At 68.0% G+C, this 19,053-nt stretch carries 22 protein-coding genes; 8 read left to right on the forward strand and 14 right to left on the reverse strand.

From position 1 onward, the window contains the following. Nucleotides 1-50 precede the first annotated feature (50 nt). From ACNI65_RS10725 to ACNI65_RS10745, 5 genes are all read right to left on the reverse strand, one after another. Complete coding sequence (locus tag ACNI65_RS10725) at nucleotides 51-1,532, reverse strand: sigma-54-dependent transcriptional regulator (protein WP_416762956.1); 1,482 nt, start codon at nucleotides 1,530-1,532, stop codon at nucleotides 51-53. A 279-nt stretch (nucleotides 1,533-1,811) separates the two neighbouring features. Continuing rightward, nucleotides 1,812-2,177, reverse strand: a complete 366-nt coding sequence (locus tag ACNI65_RS10730) for a hypothetical protein (protein WP_416762957.1) — start codon at nucleotides 2,175-2,177, stop codon at nucleotides 1,812-1,814. 174 nt (nucleotides 2,178-2,351) lie between these two features. Beyond that, nucleotides 2,352-2,840, reverse strand: coding sequence for a hypothetical protein (locus ACNI65_RS10735; protein ID WP_416762958.1), 489 nt, complete (start codon nucleotides 2,838-2,840; stop codon nucleotides 2,352-2,354). A gap of 280 nt (nucleotides 2,841-3,120) precedes the next feature. Then, nucleotides 3,121-4,128: a glycosyltransferase family 9 protein gene (locus ACNI65_RS10740; protein ID WP_416762959.1), complete on the reverse strand. Its 1,008-nt coding sequence runs from the start codon at nucleotides 4,126-4,128 to the stop codon at nucleotides 3,121-3,123. A gap of 113 nt (nucleotides 4,129-4,241) precedes the next feature. Further along, complete coding sequence (locus ACNI65_RS10745; protein WP_416762960.1) at nucleotides 4,242-5,153, reverse strand: YihY/virulence factor BrkB family protein; 912 nt, start codon at nucleotides 5,151-5,153, stop codon at nucleotides 4,242-4,244. 128 nt (nucleotides 5,154-5,281) lie between these two features. Between ACNI65_RS10745 and ACNI65_RS10750 the strand changes: the two genes are divergently transcribed. Further along, entirely contained in the window at nucleotides 5,282-5,623 is a 342-nt protein-coding gene (locus ACNI65_RS10750; RefSeq protein WP_088404154.1) for a PRC-barrel domain-containing protein, read from the forward strand. 87 nt (nucleotides 5,624-5,710) lie between these two features. On the opposite strand, the gene ACNI65_RS10755 is transcribed toward ACNI65_RS10750, so the two are convergent. Continuing rightward, on the reverse strand, nucleotides 5,711-6,166 hold the full coding sequence (locus ACNI65_RS10755; RefSeq protein ID WP_416762962.1) for a CBS domain-containing protein: 456 nt from the start codon (nucleotides 6,164-6,166) through the stop codon (nucleotides 5,711-5,713). 110 nt (nucleotides 6,167-6,276) lie between these two features. On the opposite strand from ACNI65_RS10755, the gene ACNI65_RS10760 reads away from it, so the two are divergent. The 3 genes from ACNI65_RS10760 to ACNI65_RS10770 all read left to right on the forward strand — a co-directional run bounded on the left by ACNI65_RS10760 (nucleotide 6,277) and on the right by ACNI65_RS10770 (nucleotide 8,932). Further along, nucleotides 6,277-7,590 (forward strand): O-acetylhomoserine aminocarboxypropyltransferase, encoded by a 1,314-nt coding sequence (locus ACNI65_RS10760; RefSeq protein WP_416762963.1) that lies wholly within the window; start codon nucleotides 6,277-6,279, stop codon nucleotides 7,588-7,590. A gap of 41 nt (nucleotides 7,591-7,631) precedes the next feature. Next, nucleotides 7,632-8,480 carry an alpha/beta hydrolase gene (locus ACNI65_RS10765; RefSeq protein ID WP_416763605.1) on the forward strand — a complete coding sequence of 283 codons (849 nt, stop codon included), beginning with the start codon at nucleotides 7,632-7,634 and terminating at the stop codon, nucleotides 8,478-8,480. Nucleotides 8,481-8,566: 86 nt separating this feature from the next. After that, nucleotides 8,567-8,932 carry an Mpo1-like protein gene (locus ACNI65_RS10770; protein ID WP_416762964.1) on the forward strand — a complete coding sequence of 122 codons (366 nt, stop codon included), beginning with the start codon at nucleotides 8,567-8,569 and terminating at the stop codon, nucleotides 8,930-8,932. Nucleotides 8,933-8,953: 21 nt separating this feature from the next. On the opposite strand, the gene ACNI65_RS10775 is transcribed toward ACNI65_RS10770, so the two are convergent. The 6 genes from ACNI65_RS10775 to kbl all read right to left on the reverse strand — a co-directional run bounded on the left by ACNI65_RS10775 (nucleotide 8,954) and on the right by kbl (nucleotide 12,914). Then, entirely contained in the window at nucleotides 8,954-9,166 is a 213-nt protein-coding gene (locus ACNI65_RS10775) for a hypothetical protein (protein ID WP_416762966.1), read from the reverse strand. 43 nt (nucleotides 9,167-9,209) lie between these two features. Continuing rightward, nucleotides 9,210-9,413, reverse strand: coding sequence for a hypothetical protein (locus ACNI65_RS10780; protein ID WP_416762967.1), 204 nt, complete (start codon nucleotides 9,411-9,413; stop codon nucleotides 9,210-9,212). Then, the gene (locus tag ACNI65_RS10785) at nucleotides 9,403-9,822 is read right to left on the reverse strand and encodes a hypothetical protein (RefSeq protein WP_416762968.1); all 420 of its coding nucleotides are present in this window, start codon (nucleotides 9,820-9,822) and stop codon (nucleotides 9,403-9,405) included. Before ACNI65_RS10785 ends, ACNI65_RS10780 begins: the two co-directional genes overlap by 11 nt. Nucleotides 9,823-9,954: 132 nt before the next feature. Beyond that, nucleotides 9,955-10,650: a hypothetical protein gene (locus tag ACNI65_RS10790; RefSeq protein ID WP_416762969.1), complete on the reverse strand. Its 696-nt coding sequence runs from the start codon at nucleotides 10,648-10,650 to the stop codon at nucleotides 9,955-9,957. A 53-nt stretch (nucleotides 10,651-10,703) separates the two neighbouring features. Further along, nucleotides 10,704-11,657 carry an NAD-dependent epimerase/dehydratase family protein gene (locus ACNI65_RS10795; protein ID WP_416762971.1) on the reverse strand — a complete coding sequence of 318 codons (954 nt, stop codon included), beginning with the start codon at nucleotides 11,655-11,657 and terminating at the stop codon, nucleotides 10,704-10,706. A gap of 27 nt (nucleotides 11,658-11,684) precedes the next feature. Further along, nucleotides 11,685-12,914 carry a glycine C-acetyltransferase gene (gene kbl / locus ACNI65_RS10800; RefSeq protein WP_416762973.1) on the reverse strand — a complete coding sequence of 410 codons (1,230 nt, stop codon included), beginning with the start codon at nucleotides 12,912-12,914 and terminating at the stop codon, nucleotides 11,685-11,687. Nucleotides 12,915-13,049: 135 nt separating this feature from the next. On the opposite strand from kbl, the gene ACNI65_RS10805 reads away from it, so the two are divergent. Next, nucleotides 13,050-13,628 carry a helix-turn-helix domain-containing protein gene (locus tag ACNI65_RS10805; protein WP_416762974.1) on the forward strand — a complete coding sequence of 193 codons (579 nt, stop codon included), beginning with the start codon at nucleotides 13,050-13,052 and terminating at the stop codon, nucleotides 13,626-13,628. A gap of 124 nt (nucleotides 13,629-13,752) precedes the next feature. After that, nucleotides 13,753-14,076 carry a hypothetical protein gene (locus ACNI65_RS10810; RefSeq protein WP_416762975.1) on the forward strand — a complete coding sequence of 108 codons (324 nt, stop codon included), beginning with the start codon at nucleotides 13,753-13,755 and terminating at the stop codon, nucleotides 14,074-14,076. Between the two features lie 33 nt (nucleotides 14,077-14,109). Here the strand turns inward: ACNI65_RS10810 and ACNI65_RS10815 are convergent, their stop codons facing one another. Further along, nucleotides 14,110-15,378, reverse strand: a complete 1,269-nt coding sequence (locus ACNI65_RS10815; RefSeq protein ID WP_416762977.1) for a YihY family inner membrane protein — start codon at nucleotides 15,376-15,378, stop codon at nucleotides 14,110-14,112. Between the two features lie 19 nt (nucleotides 15,379-15,397). Here ACNI65_RS10815 and ACNI65_RS10820 point away from each other — a divergent pair, with 19 nt between their 5' ends. Then, nucleotides 15,398-15,829 (forward strand): DUF2069 domain-containing protein, encoded by a 432-nt coding sequence (locus ACNI65_RS10820; RefSeq protein ID WP_416762979.1) that lies wholly within the window; start codon nucleotides 15,398-15,400, stop codon nucleotides 15,827-15,829. Beyond that, nucleotides 15,826-17,265, forward strand: coding sequence for an FAD-binding oxidoreductase (locus ACNI65_RS10825; RefSeq protein ID WP_416762980.1), 1,440 nt, complete (start codon nucleotides 15,826-15,828; stop codon nucleotides 17,263-17,265). The genes ACNI65_RS10820 and ACNI65_RS10825 overlap by 4 nt, the downstream gene beginning before the upstream one ends. 22 nt (nucleotides 17,266-17,287) lie before the next feature. Here ACNI65_RS10825 and ACNI65_RS10830 read toward each other — a convergent pair whose 3' ends face one another. Next, nucleotides 17,288-19,036, reverse strand: a complete 1,749-nt coding sequence (locus tag ACNI65_RS10830; protein WP_416762981.1) for a hypothetical protein — start codon at nucleotides 19,034-19,036, stop codon at nucleotides 17,288-17,290. Nucleotides 19,037-19,053: the final 17 nt, after the last annotated feature.

A 19,053-nucleotide genomic window follows, 5' to 3' on the forward strand; every position in this document is an offset into this window, starting at 1 on the left:
GAACCTCCTGCCCGGATCAGGCAGGCGGTATGCCAGCTCGCCGTCGGGGCTCAGGCGCCCGTGGCCGCGTCCTCGGCGGCGTACTCCTTGAGCCGGTTGTAGAGCGTCTTGAGGCTGATGCCGAGCACCGCCGCCGTCTGCTCCTTGTGATGCTTGTAATGCTGCAGCGTGGCCAGGATGAAGGCCTTCTCCACCTGCGCCATCGAGCTGCCCAGCGGCATCGTCACCGACGGGCCGGAGACCTCCGCGGCGCCCGCTCCACCGGCCAGCGACTGAGCAGCGCTCCCGGCGTTCGCGGCATTCGCGGCGATCGACGTCGCCGCCGCGGCGCTGGCCGAGGTCGCGGCGCCGCCGGACATCGCCGCCACATCGGCGCCCTCGCCCTTGGGCAGCCATTGCTCGTCGACCGTGTCGCCGACGGCCATCACATAGGCGCGCTGCACGGCGTTGCGCAGCTCGCGCACGTTGCCGGGCCAGTGGTAGGTCTGCAGCTGGGCCAGCGCCTTGGCCGTGAAGCGCTTGTTCTTGCCTTCCTTGGCGGCGATCTGGCGCAGGAAGTGATCCGCCAGCAGCGGCACGTCATCCAGGCGCTCGCGCAGCGGCGGCATCTCGATGGGGAAGACGTTCAGGCGGTACAGCAGGTCCTCGCGCAGCTTGCCGGCCTGCACCGCCTGCAGCAGCGGGCGGTTGGACGCGGCGATCACGCGCACGTCCGCGTCCAGCGTCGTCGTCGAGCCCACGCGCATGAAGCGCCCGGTCTCCAGCACGCGCAGCAGCTTGACCTGCAGCTCCATCGGCATCTCGGTCAGCTCGTCCAGGAACAGCGTGCCGCCGCTGGCGCGTTCGAAGAAGCCCTCGTGCTGCTTGTCCGCGCCGGTGAACGCGCCCTTCTCATGGCCGAAGATCTCGCTCTCGATCAGGTTGGGCGAGATCGCGCCGCAGTTGACCGCCAGGAACGGCTTCTTGCGGCGGCGGCTCAGGTCGTGCACCGTCTGCGCGACGAGTTCCTTGCCGGTGCCGCTCTCGCCGTTGATGAACACCGACACGCTGGTGCCCGCCACGCGCGAGATCTGCTCATAGATGCGCTGCATCGGCTGCGTGCGGCCCCACAGCAGGCCGAAATGGCCGGTGTTGGCCAGGTTGGCGTTCAGCTCGGAGACCTCGGCCTGCAGCGCGGCCGGCTTCATCACCCGCGACAGCACGCCCTGGAGCTGCTTGATGTTGATCGGCTTGACCAGGTAATCAGCCGCGCCCATGCGCAGCGCCTGGATCGAGGTGTCCAGGCTGGCATGGCCGGTGATCAGCACCACCTCGGAATTGGCCACCAGCTGCGGATCCTGGAACAGCTCCATGCCGTTGCCATCCGGCAGCTGGAGGTCGAGCAGCACCACGTCGGGCTGTTGCAGGGCAATGTGTCGGCGCGCATCGCGCAGGGTGTGGGCCACCGACACGGTGAATTTCTCGCTCGCGATCAGTTCCTGCAGGGTGGCGACGGAATCAATGTCGTCATCCACGATCAACGCATGGGTCACCGGGTCATCCTTCGTGGTGGGGTCAGCAAAATCTTGGAGGCGACCCACTTCGTGAAGTAGGTCCGCCTAAGCGCTCTAACTCATTCTTGCAGCAAGCGACCGGATTGCCAGCCCCCTGCGCGAATCGATTTGAAAAAAATTCCGGTGCGAAATCCGCGACTCGTTCGTCAATGAACGCCATACGAACTACACGCCCGAAAAAAAGGCACCGGCGCGGGTGATTCAAACCGGGCCGGTGCGTGGTGTCCGACATGCGGGCACCGCGGGGTGGGGGTGTTGTCAGGCATCGCGGCGGCGGCGCTGGATCCAGCCCACCAGGGCGAGCGCGACCACCAGGGTCAGGAAGTTGCGGACTTCGAAACGGGCGTCGCGTGGCTCCACATCCACGGGCGCCGTGGAAGGGTTGCCGGGCTTGGCGGAGGCCGGTGCGAAGCTTGAGATCCGCGCATCGGCCGGACCCGCGGACACGAGCCTGACGCCAGTGTGCGGGACGTGGGAGGGCGTGGTCGCTGGGGCCGCGACGGGCTCCGGGCGAGCCAACGAGGCGAGCTTCGCACCCTCCTGGAAACTGCCGGAACTGTCCGCGCTGGCCGCGGTGGCGGCCAGCATCAGCGGCAAGGCCCAGGCGAGCTTTCGCAGGTGCATGGAGGAACTCCTTGGTCAACGGGAACAGCGCGCTTCCCGGTCATGGTCTGAATCCGCGCGTCGGGTGGACATCCGTCCATTCCGAAGCCATCCGCCGCACGTCCACGCGCGGCCCGACAAGTGGGCAAGCACCGTGCCCGCTCGAACGTCTGGTGACCAATTTCCTCGTGAAGTTCACCAGCAGAATGCGTCAACGAGTCCGCGTATCGCCCCACCGAAGGTCGAACCGACGGCATGACCCAAGGTGTTGGCGACGACGCCGCAGCCCAGCAGTCCGGCACCGATCACGCCCGCACCCAACATGCCGGCCCCGAACGCGCCGGCGGTGCTCCAGTTGTCCCTGGGATCGAACGGTGCGTAGTACGGCGAGAAATACGGCGTGCCGACCACACACGGCAGGCTCGGCGCGACGGTGACATACGGCGACCACGTCGGCCAGAAGGACCCGTTCACCATCGCCTGCGCGTTCTGGACGAGCTGGGCCATGTGGTTCAGGTGATTCGATGCGAACTGGAACTCCAGCGCTTGCTGCTGGTGCTGCAGTTGTTGTTGCCACAGTTGCGCCATCGGCTCGGCAGCGGGCGGCGGCTGGCGCGGGGGCGGGTTCGCCGCGGACTGGAAACGCTCGCGTCCTCGCATTGCATCGCGTGCGGTCGCGCTCATCGGAGGCTCGAAACCGCAGCCGCGCGCTTGGGATCTGCTGTACGCCTGAGGTGGGGAGGAGTGGCCGGAGGGGCGCGCGTCCGGATCGTCGTCCGAGGAAGAGACGGCGGCGTGATTCACGCACGACTCGCTGCCCAGGGGGTCGGGCGACGCCCAGGACGGGGTCGGCGATGGCGTGAAATGGGAGGGGGACGGGTGAAGCATGGGCATCGATTTCGCTGAAACGGAACACGCTCCAGATCGGGGCGTGTCCTTGGGTCGCTGATGGTCCGGCGCCAGTTCAGGAAAGGATCAAGTCGCGGCGGGAGGTGTCTTCAGGCACCACCGCCGGGACCCGCACCGCCGCCGCGATCGTCAGCGGGAGGTCGTCGGTGGCGATCAACAGGCGTGCATCCGCGATCAGCGCCGCCAGTTCACCCAAGGCCCCCACGACCGGCAAGACCTGCCCCCGCGACGGCATCGCGGCGCGCAGCGCCGGCAGCGCGGACTCGTCACCGGGCATCGGGCACAGGACCACGGCGGTGTCGTCGGCCCAGGTCCGCAGCAGCACCTCGATCGCGGCGGCGAAGGCCGCGGGCGTGCTGGTGCGCCCCACCCCACCGCCCGGGCAGACCAGCACGTAACGCTGACCGAAGCCCAGGCCGGCTTGCTGCAAGGCGCTGCGCATGTGGTGGCTGTCCTTGGGCAGGAGCCTCAGGCGCGGACGCTCATCGGTGGTCGACATGCCGACATGCGCCACCAGCGCCAACTGGCGGCGCGTGTCGTCCTGGATCAGACCGTCGTCCAGCAGTTCGTCGCTCAGCAGGCCATGCGCGGGCTCGCGCACATGCGCCAGCGTCAGCGGGATGCCCGCCATGCGGCACAGCAGCGCGGCGGGCAGCGCCCCGCCGGGCGTCGCCGAGAACAGCACCGCGGCATCGAAGTGGCTGCGCCGAAGCTTGCGCAACAGATGCATCTCGGCATCGCCGCGCATCGTGGCGGGTTCGGCACCGAGCGCGGCGGCACCCTCGGCGGTCCACGGCGCGTTGAAGGTCAGCAGGTCGTCGATCGCCTGCAGGTGCGGCCGCAACCCCGCTGCCTCGGGCGCGGTGAGCAGCGTGGACTGTGACCACGGCATCGTCTCGTGGATCGCCGCGAACGAGGCGGTGGATCCGAGCACGCCCGACACCCCATCCAGCCGCACCAGCAGCACCCGCCGGACATTGCACCATCGGCGATGGCGCGCCTCGGCCGCGGTCTGCAGCATCACCGGCGTGGCGGCGGCGGCCGTGTCGAGGGTCGCGATCATGATCCCTGAGACAGGGCAATCGGCATGCCGGACGCAAGACGAGGATCGGCGCGGCCTGGCGGGTGATCGGGCGCTCGCCTGAAGCGCGGCGCGCAGCGGGATCCGGCGGACGTTCAGCCCGCCTGCAGCGCGCGCGTGGCGGTGGCGGCGGCCTCCTCGCGCAGGCTGTGGCGCTTGGCGAAGGCCCAGCTCAGCTCGGCGCCCATCAGGAAGACCTGCGTCGAGTAATAGACCCACAACATCATGACCACCAGCGAGGCCGCGGCGCCGTAGGCGGAGCTCACGCCGCTGCGTCCGATGTACACGCCGATCAGCGTCTTTCCCAGGCTGAACAGCGCCGAGGTGATCAGCGCGCCGAGCCACACATCGCGCCAGCGGACCGGCACGTCCGGCACCCACTTGTAGATGACCGCGAACATCACCGTGATCAGCGCGTACGCGAGCGTGCCGTTCAGGATCTGCGCGAGCAGCACGAACTCGGTCCCCAGCCAGGGCGTCCACCACTTGCTCACCGCGGCGAGCGCCGCGCTGGCGACCATGGAGACCATCGACAGGAACCCCAGCCCGAGGATGAGCCCCAGCGACAGCAGCCGCTTGCGCAGCAGCGTCACCAGCCCTTGCCAGACCGGTCCGCTGCGCGGGGGCGGCGCCTTCCAGATGCGGTTCAGCGAGTTCTGCAGCTCCGCGAAGACCGAGGTCGCGCCGACCAGCAGCACGACGGTGCCGATGGCCGCGGCCCAGCCGCCCTCCTCGGGCCGGTTCACGCGCTTGAGCAGGTCCTCGACGGCCATCGCGCCCTGCGTGCCGAGCAGGCCGGAGAGCTGCTCCATCACCTCGCCGCGCGCGGCCTGTTCGCCGAAGACCAGGCCGGCCACGCTGATGACGATCAGCAGCAGCGGCGCGATCGAGAACAGCGTGTAGTAGGCGAGCGCCGCGCCCATGCTGGGGGCGTTGTCGTCGCTCCAGCCCTGGGCGGCCTCGCTGACGATGTCGACGGCTTCACGGAGGGCGGGGGGCAGTTTCATCGGCGGTGGGCGGCGCGGCGTTGTTCGGGGTTTCCGTGTCGAGGCAAGGGAAATTCCCGCGTGTGTGGCGCGTCGACGGCACGCGCCTTGCCTCAAGGACCTTATCGCAACTGTGTAGGAGACGCCCCATGGCAAGCACCACCATCGCTTCGGACCGCGTGGAAGGCACGAAGGTCTACAACGGCAACGGCGACAAGCTCGGCAGCATCGACAACCTCGTCATCGACAAGCGTTCCGGCCTCGTCCGCTACGCGGCGCTCGAGTTCGGCGGCTTCATGGGCATCGGTACCGACCGGTATCCGATCCCGTGGAACATGCTGAAGTACGACACCAGCCTGGATGGCTACGTCGTGCCGCTGCGCGAGGACCAGCTCGAGAAGGCACCGCGCTACGCGCAGACGGATCGCCCCGAGTACTCGGATGAATACGGCCGCAAGGTCTACGACTATTACGGGGTGGCTTGGATGTAAGCCTCGTCTAGTCTGCTGTTGGACCTGCAATGAAGAACGCCCCGCGTCGCAAGACGCGGGGCGTTTTCTCATTTGGGATCGTGGGGATCAGGACGCCTTGGCGCCGTCCTCGCTCGGCCAGTCGCGGATGTAGGCCTTGAGCATGCGGTTCTCGAAGTCCTGCGAATCGACCACCGTCTTGGCGACGTCGTAGAACGAGATCACGCCCATCAGTTGTCTGCCGTTGAGCACCGGCATGTAGCGAGCGTGGCGGCCCAGCATCATGCGGCGGACCTCGTCGATCTCGGTCTCGGGCGTGCAGGTCAGCGGCGCGTCGTCCATCACGCTGCGCACCAGCCGCGTGCCCACGCTGCCGCCGTTGTTGACCACGGCCTGGATGACCTCGCGGAAGGTCAGCATGCCCACCAGGTCACCGAACTCCATCACCACCAGCGACCCGATGTCGCGTTCGGCCATGGTCTCGGCGGCTTGCGCGAGCGGCGTGTCGGGAGAAACGGTGAAGAGCGTGCTGCCCTTGACGCGCAGGATGTCGGAGACTTTCATGGTCGCCTGAGAAAAACGTGAGGAAAAGTTGGCTGCCAACATAGCACACAATGCCCGGCGCCAGATCCCACAAGACGCCATCCGGCCTCATAACAAGCAGGAGACACCCCATGTCAGGTCCTTCCGACCCGGGCTTTGATACCTTGGCGCTACACGCCGGGGCCGCGCCCGACCCGACCACCGGCGCCCGTGCCGTGCCGCTGCACCTGACCACCTCGTTCGTGTTCGAGAGCGCCGAGCAGGCCGCCGGTCTGTTCAACATGGAGCGCAGCGGCCACGTCTACTCGCGGCTCTCCAACCCGACCACCGCTGTCCTGGAAGAGCGCATCGCCGCGCTGGATGGCGGCGTCGGCGCCATCGCCACGGCCAGCGGCCAGGCCGCGCTGCACCTGGCCATCGCGACGATCGCGGGCGCCGGCGACCACATCGTGGCCTCCAGCGCGCTTTACGGCGGCTCGCACAACCTGCTGCACTACACGCTCAAGCGCTTCGGCATCTCCACGACCTTCGTGCGCCCCGGCGACCTCGACGCCTGGCGCGCAGCGATCCGGCCCGAGACCCGACTGCTGCTCGGCGAGAGCCTGGGCAATCCCGGTCTGGACGTGCTCGACATCCCGTCCATCGCGCAGATCGCCCATGAGGCGCATCGCCCGCTGCTGGTGGACGCGACCTTCGCCACGCCCTATCTGCAACAACCGATCGCGCTGGGCGCGGACCTGGTGCACCACTCGGCCACCAAGTTCCTGTGCGGGCACGGCACGGTGGTGGGCGGACTGCTGGTCGACGGCGGGCGCTTCGACTGGGATCGCGCCCATGCGGCCAGCCGCGACTGGCGACGGTATTCGGAGCTCACCGAGCCCTACGACGGTTTCCACGGCATGGTCTTCACCGAGGAAAGCACGGTGGGCGCCTTCCTGCTGCGCGCGCGCCGCGAGGGGCTGCGCGACTTCGGCGCCTGCATGAGCCCGCACACCGCCTGGCTGATGCTGCAAGGCATCGAGACCTTGCCGCTGCGCATGCAGCGCCACGTGAGCAACGCGCAGCAGGTCGCGGAGTTTCTCGAGGCGCAGGACATCGTCGCCCGGGTGAACTACCCGGGGCTGGCCTCGCATCGGGATCACGCGCTGGCGCAGCGGCTGCTGCCCAAAGGCGCGGGCGCGGTGTTCAGCTTCGACCTCAAGGGCGGGCGCGAGCAGGGCCGGCGCTTCATCGAGTCGCTGCGGCTGTTCTCGCACCTGGCCAACGTGGGCGACGCGCGCTCGCTGGTCATCCATCCGGCGTCGACGACGCATTTCCGCATGGACGACGCCGCGCTGGCCGCGTCGGGCATCGGCGCCGGCACCATCCGTCTCTCGATCGGTCTGGAGGATCCCGCCGACCTGATCGCCGACCTGAAATCCGCGCTGAAGGTGGCCGCCAAATGAGCGTTCAAGCAACCCGGAATCCCGCGGGCCAGTCGACCGCGCTGAGGCTGACGGTGCAGGGCCATGCGGCCTATGCCTACACCGGCGGCAAGCGCTTCGATCCCGCCCTGCCCTGCGTCGTGTTCATCCACGGCGCGCTGCACGATCACAGCGTCTGGACGCTGCTGGCGCGGCATTTCGCGCATCACGGACGAAGCGTGCTGGCGGTCGACCTGCCCGGCCATGGCCGCAGCGCGGGTCCGGCGCTCGGCGACGTCGAGTCGCTTGGCGGCTGGATCAACGCGCTGCTCGATGCGGCGGGTGTCGCATCGGCGTCGGCGTCGGCGCCGGCCGAGAGCGCGGCGAGCGGGGTCGCGCTGGTCGGACATTCGATGGGCTCGCTGATCGCGCTCGAAGCGGCGGCGCAGCGGCCGGCGCGGGTGTCGCGGCTGGTGATGGTCGGCACGGCGTGGCCGATGAAGGTGTCGGACGCGCTGCTGAGCACCTCGCGCGAGCGCCCGTTGGCAGCGATGGCGATGGTCAATGCGTTCTCTCATGCGTCGACGGCCAACAAGCCCTCGTACCCGGGCCCGGGCGCCTGGCTGCAGGGATCGAATCAGGCGCTGATGGAGCGCATGCAGGCCGGCTACGCGCAGGGCAATCTGTTCGAGCACGACTTCCTGGTCTGCGATCGATACCAGCGCGCGCCGGAGGCTGTCGCGCAGGTGACGGCGGCAGGCGTGCGGGCGGAGATGATCCTGGGCGCGAAGGACGCGATGACGCCGCCGAAGGCAGCGAAGTCGCTGGCGGAGCTGCTGGGCGCGCGCGTGCAGACGCTGCCCGCCGGGCATTCACTGATGACCGAGGCGCCGGAAGGGATGTTGATTGCGCTGAAGGCGGCGCTGGCCTGAGCGTCGTACGGTCACGAGCACCATCGAGATGACGACCCCGAGAGGACCCCGCGTGGGGCTCTCGGAGGTCGCGCCAGGAGACGATCATGAGCACGAGCCCCCTGCCCCACACGCCGCGCGATGCCGATGGACCCGCGACCGCGGATCGTGTGAAGGCGATGCGCAGCTTCGCGGAGTTCTATCCGTTCTACCTGGGCGAGCACCGGAACCGGACCTGCCGCCGGCTGCATTTCGTGGGCTCGACGCTGGGATTGATGTGCCTGGCGTATGCGATCGCGACGCAGACCTGGAGCTTCGTGCTGGTGGGTCTGCTGTGCGGCTACGCGTTCGCGTGGATCGGGCACTTCGGCTTCGAGAAGAACAAGCCGGCCTCGTTCAAGCGCCCGCTCTACAGCTTCATGGGCGACTGGGTCATGTACAAGGACATCTGGACGGGGAAGATTCCGTTCTGATCGTCACCGTGTTCGCCGCGGCTACGGTTCCAGCGCGACTTCTGGCGAGCAGGTCCAAGCTGGAAATCGTTCCGGCGACGTCTCGACATCGACGGTGTCGCCCTCCACCAGCACGATCCCCGGCATGCGATCGACCACGCTGACCGTGTCGAGTGCCGCGAGCAGATCGCGCTCTTCCTGCGGTGGAGGATCTGCTTGGCCCCGATAGGTGATCACGTACGCGTTTGAACTCATGGTGAAGAGCTCCTTCCCGATCTGCTTTCGTCAGCCGTGTCGTTCACCTCAGATCCAGATCCCAGTCTTCTTTCGCTGCGACCTGCATGACGGTGCGAATCGAATTCAGCTTGAGAAGTCGGTCATCTGCATCCAACTGAGCGTCTTCATCCGCCGCGTTGGCGGCGACTCCTAGAAGGTGCTGCTCATAGTGCCTCAACGCCTCCCACAAGACGTTGTACTCGCCGACGATCAACCTAGCTGGCATCTGAATCTCCTTCAACAATGAGTTGCACCCGGCTCCGATCCATGCCGAGTTCCTCCAGCGCGCCGAGAAACTTCTTCAATGGCATCGTGACAGCTGGCGCGATCATGTAGTGCCCATGTTGATGCGATCGGCGGTCCTTGACCAGCACCAGCTCCGATGGAATCTGAGCGCCCTTCATGATGCGCCAGACCTTGCGCCCAGGCTGCCGCATCGCTTGAGTGATCCGGTCGAATGCCGAAAAGCCGTTGCCGTTGGCCACCACGACCTCGACACCGTTCAGCATCGAAATCGGCACGTCAACGCGGGCGCGTCCATCAGTGAACCTCGGCCAAGTGGCATTCCCCATCCGATAGAGGTCTTTCGAGAACTCGCTGACGTCGAGGATGTAGAGATCCTCGGGCGAGACCATGGACTGAGATTCGACAACACTGGGCGACATGAGTAGCACCTCCAAGAAGGAAGACTGCAACTCTGTCGGGACGTGATGCCGACGTCATTGACCTATCGATGTCGACGTTCGGAGAACGCTGGCGGATCGGGGTCAGGACTTGCCTGATTCCTGGATCAGCGCCTTCGCCGCCTCGATCCGCAACGCCATCGGCACCGTCGCGTCGTTCATCACGTGCAGCAGGAACGCGCGGGGATCGGTGAATGCGGTCGACGGCGCCATCACCTCCGTCGACGGACCCGCCAAAGTCGGCTGCGATGGCGCGGTCGCGAGCAAAGGCTTCTCCGCCTTCTCGCGCAGCAACTCCCCCGCCGCCTCCCACTCCTGAGGGGTGATCGGCTTGAGCGGCTTCAGCAGATCGGCCTGCCCCTCCGCACCCGGCGGAATGTCCAGCCATGTCGCCTCGACGAACACCGGCGCCAGGTCCGGCGCCACGAATGCGGACCACTGGCCTTCCTTCACCTCGGCCGGCATCGCCGGCGGCTCGGTCAGACAACGCACGCGCGTCGGCGCGATGCCCGTGAGGTAGCGCCGCGACAGCGCCTCGAGGAACGCGATCCCGTCCGCAGGCGTCACGCCTCGCTCGACCGAGAACCACAGCTGATAGCTGTTCTCTCCGGCGATCGCGATGGCCGGCGCGGGCAGCGACAAGGCCAGCTGCACCTCGCGCCACACCTGGCCAAGCAACTCCCAATCCGACGGCCGCCCCACGTCCAGCACCAGCGCGCGGCGCTCGCCGGACGGACCGGCCGCGTACAGACGTTGGAATTCGGTGGCGAGTCGGGACATGGTTCAAGGACGGCAGCGAAGGATCGCCGCCATTGTCCGCGCAGTCGGGGGCTTCAGCCCTTGGCCTGCTCCGCCTGCGCCTTCAGCGACGCCAGCATGTCGTCCGCCATCGCATCCAGGTCGTAACCGAGCTTCCAACCCCAGTCGCGCTGGGCGACCGTGTCGTCGATGGACTGCGGCCAGCTCGCCGCGATGTTCTGGCGGAAGTCCGGCGCGTAGTCGATCTCGAAGCCCGCGATGCGGCGCCGGATCGACGCCGCGATCTGCTCCGGCGTGAAGCTCACGCCCGCCAGGTTGTAGCTGCCCCACTCGGTGATGCGCTCGGCCGGCGCTTCCATCAGCTCGATCGTCGCGCGCAGCGCGTCGGGCATGTACATCATCGGCAACGCCTGGTCGTCCTTCAGGAAGCAGGTGTAGCGGCCGTGCTTGAGCGCCTCGTGGAAGATCTCCACGGCGTAGTCCGTCGTGCCGCCGCCCGGCGGCGTCTTCCAGCTGATCAGGCCCGGATACCGCAGGCTGCGCACGTCCACGCCGTGGTTGGCGTGATACCAGCGGCACCAGCCCTCGCCGGCCAGCTTGGAGATGCCGTAGATCGTCGTCGGATCCATCACCGTCGTCTGCGGCGTGTCGCGCTTGGGCGTCTGCGGACCGAAGGCCGCGATCGAGCTCGGCCAGAACACACGCTCCAGCTTCTCCGTGCGCGCCAGCTCCAGCACGTTGAGCAGGCCCTTCATGTTCAGGTCCCAGGCCCACATCGGATGCTTCTCGCCGGTGGCCGACAAGGCCGCGGCGAGGTGATAGATCTGCGTGATGCCGTGACGCTTGACGACCGCGGCCAGCGCGGCCGCGTCGGTCACGTCCAGCATCTCGTGCGTGAGCTGCGGCACGCGGCCCTGCGGGGCCACGTCGCTCGTGATGACGTTGGCGTTGCCGTGGCGCCGGGCCAGCTCCACCGCCAGCTCGGAACCGATCTGGCCGTTCGCGCCGATCAACAGGATCTTGGTCATGGGACTTCTTTTTCTTTCCGAAGGCGCTTACTTCACGAGGCCCAGTTCGCGGCCCGCCTGCGCGAACGCGGCCACCGCCTTCTCCAGGTGCTCGCGCTCATGCACGGCCGAGATCTGCACGCGCACGCGCGCCTGCTCCTTGGGCACCACCGGATAGAAGAAGCCCACCGCGTACACGCCCAGCTCCAGCAGACGCGCGCTGAGCTGCTGCGCCTTGACCGCGTCGAACAGCATCACCGGCACGATCGGATGCGTGCCCGGCTTGATCTGGAAACCCGCCTGCTGGATCGCCTCGCGGAAATAGGTCGTGTTGGCCTCGAGCTTGTCGCGCAGCGCGGTGCTGCCCTCCAGCAGGTCCAGCACCTTGATCGACGCGCCGACGATGCTCGGCGCCACCGTGTTGGAGAACAGATAGGGACGCGAGCGCTGGCGCAGCAGCTCGATGACTTCCTTGCGCCCGGTCGTGAAACCGCCCGAGGCCCCGCCCAGCGCCTTGCCCAGCGTGCCGGTGATGATGTCGACCTTGCCGAACACGCCGCGGTGCTCATGCGTGCCGCGGCCGGTCTTGCCCATGAAGCCGCTGGCATGACACTCGTCGATGGCCAGCAGCGCGCCGAAGCGGTCGGTGATCTCGCGCATCTTGTCGAGCTGCGCGATCGTGCCGTCCATCGAGAACACGCCGTCGGTGAAGACCATCACGTGACGCGCGCCAGCCGCGCGCGCGGCGGTCAGCTGGGCCTCGAGATCGGCCATGTCGTTGTGCTTGTAGCGGAAGCGCCTGGCCTTGCACAGCCGGATGCCGTCGATGATGGACGCGTGGTTGAGCTCGTCGCTGACGATGGCGTCCTGCTCGCCCAGCAGCGGCTCGAAGAGCCCGCCGTTGGCATCGAACGCCGCCGCGTAGAGGATGGTGTCCTCGGTGCCGAGGAAACGCGCCAGGCGCTGCTCGAGCTCCTTGTGGATGTCCTGCGTGCCGCAGATGAAGCGGACCGACGACAGGCCGTAGCCGTGCGTGCGCAGCGCCTCGTGCGCGGCCTCGACCACCTGCGGATGCGAGGACAGGCCCAGGTAGTTGTTGGCGCACAGGTTGATCACCTCGCGACCGTCGGTCGTCTTGACGATCGCGCCCTGCGGCGTGGTGATGATGCGTTCGCCCTTGAACAGGCCGGCGTCGCGGATGCCCTGCAGCTCGTTTTGCAGGTGGCGGTAGAAGTCGTCGGTGGACGGCGAGCTCGGCGTGGGGGCGAAGTTGGTCATGCGGTGCTCCTGCGGCACAATCCGTTAAATCGAACGCGTTCGTTATATCGAACAGCCGTGCAGTATCAAGGAAGAGCCCGGACCGGTCAAGCCACCGGCTCGCGCTGCCAGATCACCATCTTCCCGCCGACGACGATGTCCGCCAATCCTTCAGAAAAACTGGAACCTCCGCGCGTCGGCGCGACGCTGCAGTCGTTGCGGCAAGCGCAGGGCCTGTCCCTGGACGAGCTGTCGCGGCGGGCGGGCGTGTCCAAGTCCATGCTCTCGCAGATCGAGCGCAACCAGGCCAACCCCACCGTCGCCGTGGTCTGGCGCCTGGCCAACGCGCTGCGCGTGGAGCTGTCGGAACTGCTGGGCGGCGAGCGCCCCGCGGCGCCATCGATCGAGATGGTGGCCGCGCACGCCACGCCCGGGCTGTCCAGTCCCGACGGCCTGTGCCGCCTGCGCATCCTCGGCCCGATCGACCTGGCCGGCAACTTCGAGTGGTACGAGCTGACCGTGCAGCCGGGCGGCGCGCTGGAGTCCGCGGCGCATGAGCCGGGCTCGCGCGAGCACCTGAGCGTGCTCAGCGGGGAGCTGGAGGTGACCGCCTTGGGCAGCCGCCAGATGGTCAAGACCGGAGAGACCGCGCGCTACGCGGTGGACGGCGCGCACGCGATCCGCAATCTGTCCAAGAAGGCGGCGACCGCGCTGCTGGTGGTGCTGCACGCGTGACGCAGCGGGCGCGTCCACACCGCGCGTTCCTTCTGTTCCTCCTGTTACTTGACCGTCGCGCTCACGTCGAGACAATCGCCCGATTCGCGGAGGCGAGGGAGCGCAGGCAGTCAAGGCAGTTCACATGCAGCAACGCTCGTTCCCAGACAAACATCCCCACATCCCGATTCCGACCCAACCGGCCACCGTCGACATCGAAACCCAGGCGAAGCAGCTGCAGCTGCTCGATGGATCCGCGCGCCTGCGCGTGGCGGAGCAGCGCGCCCGCGAGCACCGCGACACGCCGCTGATCGACAAGGCCGCGCTGCCGCTGGGCGCCACGCCCAAGTACGGCATGAAACCCACCGGCGCGACCCGGCCGAAGCCGCCGTATCGGCGCACGGTCTATTCGGTGCTGGCGCTGCTGGCGGTGATCGGCGGCGGCGCCGCGCTCACGTGGCTGCGATAGCCCTCAGCGCTGCGAGGACGCGGCTCGGCGGGCTCAGGGCGCCGCGGCGGCGCTGGGCGGCGTCGGACCGCTGATCAGCGTGGCCAGCGTGGCCTGCTGCCAGCCGGCCTGCTCCCAGAGCACGTTCAATCCCGCCTGACGCTCGGCGAGCAGCGCCCGGATCAGCGGCTCGGCCACGGTCGAGGACGGCTCGCACAGCAGCACCAGGCGCTGGGCGCCCTCCTCCTCGAGCCGGCCGACCCAGTCCAGCTTCTGCAACTGCTGGAGGACGGGCTCGAGTTGCAGCGGGTCGACGCACATGCGCTGCGACAGCGCGATCATCGACAGCCCGGATTCGCCGCCGCTGCGCGCGGCGTCGAGCTCGCGGATCACATCGAGCGCCAGCGCCATCGGCATGCCCGGCTTGTTCGCCCGCACGTCGACGCCACCGGCCAGCGCGGGCGCGTTGGCGGCCAGGATCGCGCCCAGCAGCACGATGGACCAGCCCACGTAGATCCAGATCAGGAAGATCGGCACGGCGGCGAAGGCGCCGTAGAGCGTCGAGTAGGTCGGCACCTGCTTGACGTACCAGGCCAGCGCCTGCTTGGCCAGGTGGAAAGCCACGGCGACGAAGGCCGCGCCGGTGAGCGCGTGGCGCCAGCGCACGTCGGTGTTGGGCACGTAATGGAACAGCGCGGCGATCGCGCCCCAGAGCACGACCAGGTCCACGCTGTTGAGCAGCACCACGAGGCCGCGCGGCATGTTGTCCACGAGGTCGCGGCTGTAGGTGATCAGGATGCTGGTGACGGTGAGGCTGCCGCCCAGCAGCAACGGGCCCAGCGTCATCGCCGCCCAGTACACCAGCACGCGCTGCGCGATCGGGCGCGGGCGCTGCACCCGCCAGATCTGATTGAGCGTGCGGTCGATGGTCAGCATCAGCGACAGCGCCGTCACCGCCAGCACGATCAGGCCGACCACGCCCAGCCGATTGGCCTTGGCCGCGAACTGCGTCAGCGACATCAGCACCGGACGCGCGATGTTGTCCGGGATCAGCGACTTCAGGAAGTACTTCTCCAGCGCGGACTGGAAGCTGGAGAACATCGGGAAGGCGGTGAACAGCGCCAGCGCCACGGTCAGCAGCGGCACCAGCGAGATCAGCGTCGTGAAGGTCAGGCTGCCGGCGGTCAGGCCCAGGCGCTCCTCCCGAAAGCGCTGCACGAACAGGCGCAAGGTGCGCGCGTACGGCCACGTCAACAACTCGCGTCCGAGCTCCCGGATTCCCTCGCGCCAGCTCTGTGTGGGCGCCTCTTCTCGACTGGTCATGCTGGCTATGATGCCAGTCATGTCAAGCCCAGAAGCCTCGTCGATCATGGCCGAACCTCGCGCGGCCACCGCGCGCACCGAGCCCACGCCGCGTGAGCGCGGCAGCCGCCAGGTGGCCTTCCTCGCGACGCTGGCGCTGGCGCTGATCTGCCTGGCCTGGGAGCTCTGGCTCGCGCCGACCGGCAGCGGCACGCTGGCCATCAAGGCCGTGCCGCTGCTGCTGCCGCTGCCGGGCCTGTGGCGCTACCGCATGTACACCTACCGCTGGCTCAGCCTGATGATCTGGCTCTACGTCACCGAGGGCCTCGTGCGCGGCACCTCCGAGGGCGGCTGGGGCATGGCGCTGGCGTGGGTCGAGGTGGTGCTGTCGGTGACGATCTTCGTGGCCTGCGCGGCGCAGATCCGGCTGCGCCTGGCCGAAGCCCGCCGCGCGGGTGAGGAGACGCCGTGAGCAACGGCACCGTGCCTTCCGTCGATCACGACGCGCTGATCGCCGCGCTGCGCGCGCGCCTCGGCGACGCGCACGTGCTGCGCGCCATCGATCACGACCTGTCCGCCTACGAGCGCGACTGGCGCAAGCGCTACATCGGACGCGCGCTCGCGGTGGTGCGGCCCGGCGACACCGAGGAAGTCGCGGCCGTCGTGGCGCTCGCGCGCGAGCACGGCGTGGCGCTGGTGCCGCAAGGCGGCAACACAGGCCTGGTCGGCGGCGGGGTGCCGGACGCCTCGGGCACGCAGTTGCTGCTGAGCCTGCAGCGCCTGAACCGCATCCGTCACATCGATCCGTCCAACCTGACGATGACCGTCGACGCCGGCTGCGTGCTGCAGACGCTGCAGCAGGCCGCGCGCGAGGCGGGATTCCTGTTCCCCTTGAGCCTGGCCGCCGAGGGCAGCTGCACGATCGGCGGCAACCTCGCCACGAACGCCGGCGGCACGCAGGTGCTGCGTTACGGCAACGCGCGCGAGCTCTGCCTCGGGCTGGAGGTGGTCACTGCCGACGGCAACGTGTGGGACGGACTGTCGGGCCTGCGCAAGGACAACACCGGCTACGACCTGCGCGATCTGTTCATCGGCTCGGAAGGCACGCTGGGCGTGATCACCGCGGCGACGTTGAAGCTGCACCCGCTGCCGCGCGCGCGCATGACGGCGCTGGCCGCGTGCGACACGCTGTCCGACGCCGTCGCCCTGCTCGGGCTGGCGCAAGCGCGCTGCGGCGCGGCGCTCACCGGGTTCGAGGTCATGAACGCGCTGTCGCTGGCGCTGGTGGCGCGACATTTCCCGCAGCTGGCGCGGCCGCTGGGTCCGAGGCCGTGGACGGTGCTGCTGGAGCTGTCCGACAGCGAGGGCGAGGCCCACGCCCGCACGCAGTTCGAGGGGCTGCTCGAGGAGGCGCTCGAGCGCGGCGTCATCGACGACGCGGCGGTGGCAGAGAGCCTCGCGCAGAGCCAGGCGATGTGGCACCTGCGCGAGTCCATCCCTCTGGCGCAGAGCGAGGAAGGCCTGAACATCAAGCACGACATCGCCTTGCCGGTGTCTCGCATCCCGGCCTTCGTCGAGCGCTGCGATGCGCTGCTGGCCGAGCGTTTCCCCGGTTCGCGGCTGGTCGACTTCGGCCATCTGGGCGACGGCAACCTGCATTACAACGTCCAGGCGCCCGAGGGCGTCGCGCCGGCGGACTTCCTGCGCGAGCACGAAGCGGCCGTCAACGCGCTGGTCTACGACCAGGTGGCGGCGCACGGCGGGTCGATCTCCGCGGAACACGGCATCGGCCAGCTCAAGCGCGAGGAGCTCGCGCAGCGCAAGAGCCCGGTGGCGCTGCAGCTGATGCGGCAGATCAAGCAGGCGCTGGACCCGGCCGGGTTGTTGAATCCAGGCCGAGTGCTTTGAGCGCCTCAGGATTGACGGCAGCTCAGCGCGCTCGCCGCGGGCTTATCTTGCGGATGCGGTGATTTGATCCATCCGCGACGTATACATTCCCTTCCTGGTCCACAGCCACGCCGTAGGGAGCGTTGAATGACGCCATGGCGCCCTGTCCGTCGACGTCCCCTGATTTCTCCGATCCAGCCAGGGTGGTGACTTCTCCCGCAGGCGTGATCTTGCGGATGCGATGGTTCCTGCTGTCCGCCACGTACACATGTCCCTGATGATCCACGGCCACACCTGTCGGACTGCTGAACGAGGACTGGACGCCCATGCCATCGACGAAGGCCGCGCTGCCCGAGCCAGCCAAGGTCGTGACCTCGCCGGTGGGCGTGATCTTGCGGATGCGATGGTTGCGTCGATCCGCCACGTACATGTGGCCCTGATGATCCACGGCCACACCTGTCGGATTGCGGAACGAGGACTGGACGCCCATGCCATCGACGAAGGCCGCCTTGCCCGAGCCAGCCAAGGTCGTGACCTCGCCGGTGGGCCTGATCTTGCGGATGCGATGGTTCCTGTTGTCCGCCACGTACACATGTCCCTGATGATCCACGGCCACGCCGAGCGGAGATTCGAATGAAGCGTCGGCGCCCTGCCCATCGGCGAACCCCCCCACGTCGGAGCCAGCCAGCGTCGAGACCTTGCCTTCGGGCGTGATCTTGCGGATGCGATGGTTCGTGCTGTCCGCCACGTACACGTGTCCCTGATGATCCACGGCCACGCCGAGCGGAGATCCGAATGAAGCGTCGGCGCCCTGCCCATCGGCGACCCCCCCCACGTCGGAGCCAGCCAGCGTCGAGACCTTGCCTTCGGGGGTGATCTTGCGGATGCGATGGTTACGGTAGTCCGCGACGTACACATTCCCGTGAACGTCGATCGTCACGTGTCCGGGATCATTGAAGGAGGCTGCGAGGCGTTGGCCATCGGCGAAAGCCGCCTTGCCCGATCCGGCCAGCGTCGTGACCTCGGCCACCGCGTCGGAGCAAAGCACCTTCACGCTGCTGATGGAGGACATGGCCTGGCCATGGCCTTCCTGGACTTCACAGAACTGCCAGAGCGGCTGCCGGCTGATCTCCACCTGGTACGCCTCGCCCGAAATCAGCAACTTCGTGAAGTGGAAGGCGCCGTTGACATTGACCGGCAACTCCTCGCCGGATGCCGTGCGCAGCGTGATGTTCCGCCCCGATGCCAGGCCGCTGACCTGACCGCCGATCGAGAAGCGGGGAATCTTCGCCTGCTTCTCCCGCTCGATCTTCTCCCGATCCGGTTTCTCCCGATCCGGCTTCTCCCGATCCGGCTTCTCCCGATCCGGTTTCTCCCGATCCGGTTTCTCCCGATCCGGTTTCTCCCGATCCGGCTTCTCCCGATCCGGCTTCTCCCGATCCGGTTTCTCCCGATCCGGTTTCTCCCGATCCGGCTTCTCCCGATCCGGCTTCTCCCGATCCGGCTTCTCCCGATCCGGCTTCTCCCGATCCGGCTTCTCCCGATCCGGCTTCTCCCGATCCGGCTTCTCCCGATCCGGCTTCTCCCGATCCTGCTTCTCCCGATCCTGCTTCTCCCGCTCGTGCTTCTCCCGTTCCTCTTGCTTCTCTGCCGGAGCAACGGTCTCGGGCCCGGCGGGCTCCTCATCGTCCTCACTGCAGACCGAGAGGCCGAACAGCAGGCAGGCTGACAGCAGGACGCGCGAAGCACATCGGGGTGCCCGTCGAGGCGTTTGTTCTGTAGGTCGAGACATTGCGCTCACTCCGAATC

This window comes from Roseateles sp. So40a (genome assembly GCF_048081605.1).
Taxonomy (GTDB): Bacteria; Pseudomonadota; Gammaproteobacteria; order Burkholderiales; family Burkholderiaceae_C; genus Roseateles.